Genomic DNA, 3,061 nt, shown 5'->3' on the forward strand with positions numbered 1-3,061 from the left:
TAACAGCGTCTGTGTTTAGTGTTTGAGTGATGGTGGTAATATTTGTGCTTAACGCATCAGCACTTCTACCGCCCAGTGTTTGAGTGCCGTCTTCTGCTTCTCTGCCGTAACCCACAGCCACCATTTTGACTTTGCCTGTGATGTCTTTAAGCTGAGTGCCATAAACCACTCGGTAGGCGCCGTCTTTGTCCATTTGCACGATGGTGGTTTTTGTTGGGTGTTTGAAGGCGAGTTTAAGGGTGCTGTCTTTGACATTGTCATCGGATTCGGTTTGGAATAGGATTTGATGGTCGTGGTTGGCTAGATCAGGTTTGGTTTTTTGGGACTCTGTGGTTAGTTTGTTGGTTTGTTCTTGGGTTAAGTTCTCCCAAGTTTGGATTTTTTCGTCGTTGTAGGGTTGGGTTTCTGCTAGGTGTCGGAGGTCGTTGTATACAGTTACTTTAGAATCTCCAGGGCTTATGGCTAAACACTGCTTTATCTTACCCTTTCTTGGATTAAAGTAGTATGCAGTGACTTTAACTCTATATTTATCAGACAGCGCTTTAGCCAGTTCTTTGTAATGAGTTATATCACGCTCACCCTTAGGTATCGTGATATATATAGAAGACATAGAATATTTTTGAGTAATTTTAGATGTAACTTCTAAACTTTTTAAAGTTCTCTCTATTGTGGGAATATCACCACTTGCCATATGAATGTACATTGCAAAGTCAGAGTTAAATGCATCGCCCTTATATGTAAAAAATCGACACTCCGGAGTTGTATATTCTGACAAGTGCATAACATTTTTTGCAACATTTGGGTCTCTAATAAACTCTGTCTTATCTCTAACAATTTTTGTATTAAAACCCTGATCACTAGTAGCCATTGTTACTTGACTATCTCCAGGGTTGGAATACACCAAAACATCTGCATCAAAAGTTTTACTAAGGCTCTTTAAATCTCTCCCTTGTTCTAACGGATCAAACTGAGCAAACCAATCATTCTCTTTGGGTGTTTTGATATTGAGTTGTGTCATTGAAGCGCCTGAGGGTAGATCTTCTTTAAACTGACGCAACATTTCTTTAGTTTCATCAAAGCCTTTAGCATAAACATAAACTTTTAACTTGCCCTGTAATTCACCAATTTCCTTATTGCCATAAATGCGCTCTATTTTTGGTGACCCATCCTCATTAATAGAAAGAGAAACATCGTAATGTTCATCTGTATAAGAATCGACAGGGACTATCTCACCTGCCTCATTGTAAGTATAAGTTGCTTTGAGTTTTTCTGAGCGGTATTCTTTAGTAAGGTATTCTCCAGGGCGACTTAGGTCTGGCATGACTACAGTTTGCCTGCCATTGCTTGATATGGCCGTATTGCCTAATCTAACACTTACTTGAGGACTTTTTATTCCATATTTACGCAGCTCAGGGAGAAGCATTTTTGCGTATTTTACTCCCAGCATGCAAGGAATTAAACTGACTTTTTTCACCCTAGAATCATTACCAGCAGCTTGGCTCACTATGTCAATATGTTTGGCAATATCACCAACACTTCTACCTTTAATGCCTGCTGAATTGCCGTGTGCATTAATTACAATCTTGATATCCCCTTTTGGCATTTTATCCAATGCAGGACCGTATACAAGCTTATAGTTACCGTGTCTATCCATATTAATGACAGTTGTGTTAAATGGATATTTTCCTGCCATATTCTGTGTGTTTTCTAATAAAGTTGAATTATTTTCTTCTGTTATAATTACCTGATGTGCGTACCACCCTGCTAATAGCTTTACACTACCTTTTACTACTGTAGGACTTCCCCATTTTTCAAGTTCAGTTTGTGATTCCATGGCTATTTGAATTTCATGTTCTATAGCTAATCTAGATGACTCTAACAATTCAACCATTTCAGGGGTTTTCAAAGAGCGTCTTGAAATTCTGCCAAGTGAACTCTTCATTTTTTTAAGCTTGTCGCTAACTTCCAATACTTTACTCTTTTCGTATTCTTCATGTACGAGCGTCGCATATGCCTCTTGTCTTTCTCTGTCTAAAGCATAGGTTTCAGCACTAGAAATAAAATCTTTCAAAGCAGAATACATTTCATTTAGTTCTTTTGTAATTTCTGAGTTTGGGTTTGTTTTCAAATGATCGCTAAAATCTAATTCAATTTTTTCTAACTCAAAAAGAGAGGATTCTAATCCATTTTCCTGTGCCTCACGAAAAACACTAAGGACTCTGTTTAGAATGTATTCATGTTTACTTTTCTTAGATTCGAATTTTTTACTCTCAAGCAACTTTTCTAATCTTTGTATTTCTTCATTAAGATCATTTAATGGATCTGTCAATACATTAGTAGTGATTTTAGCATTTTGAGTTTCTGAGGTGATTCTATTGTCCTCACTATCCCAACTATAAACCGTTTTCTGCCCACCTGTACGCATGACTTTTCTGCCATTGGCGTCTACTTCTATGTCTGCGGTTCTGCCTGTTACTTCTGCATTGGTTGATCCCTTGCCATTGTCATATAGTTTCTCTGCGACTAATTTTGTAAAAGAAACAGGGTTAAATGAAGTATCACCTGAGACAGAAGCTCGGTCTGTTTCACAACCCACTAGGGCAATACGACCTTCGTCTGTTTGTTCTATGTTGAGTTTTGTTTGTAAGGCTATAATGCGATTAGACAACGCATCAGCGCCCATTGTCTTCATTGATGATCCGTGAGCCACGACATTGATACGGTATTTGCCATTGACATTAAGTGCAACTTCGTTGCCGTTTACATCGTAAACTTTAATATTGCCTGCTTCGTCCATCTTGGCAATATAGCTGTTTTCTGGGTGTTTATTGGCTAAGGCATTAGTGGCATTTTTGACGGTGTCATCATTGTTTTCTAATTGGAATATGATGTTGGTTTGGTATTGTGAGTCGTTATTTAAATGTTTGCCATTGTGTCTTACCAAGGTGCCTTCGTCGTCGTAAACTCGGCTCTCTACTTTGCCAGTAAGCTTATCAAAGCTATAAAGTGTTTTGGCTTTGCCGTCTTTGTGTCTCCACTCACTTGTGCCGGTGCTTGAGGT

General features: G+C 38.5%; 1 protein-coding gene. It reads right to left on the reverse strand.

Features of this window, described 5'->3' with window-relative positions:
* Nucleotides 1-3,061: C80 family cysteine peptidase (locus BHECKSOX2_RS09635; protein ID WP_180323754.1), on the reverse strand; the 3,061-nt coding region annotated here is incomplete at both ends.

The organism is thiotrophic endosymbiont of Bathymodiolus puteoserpentis (Logatchev), from assembly GCF_900127505.1.
Taxonomy (GTDB): Bacteria; Pseudomonadota; Gammaproteobacteria; order PS1; family Pseudothioglobaceae; genus Thiodubiliella.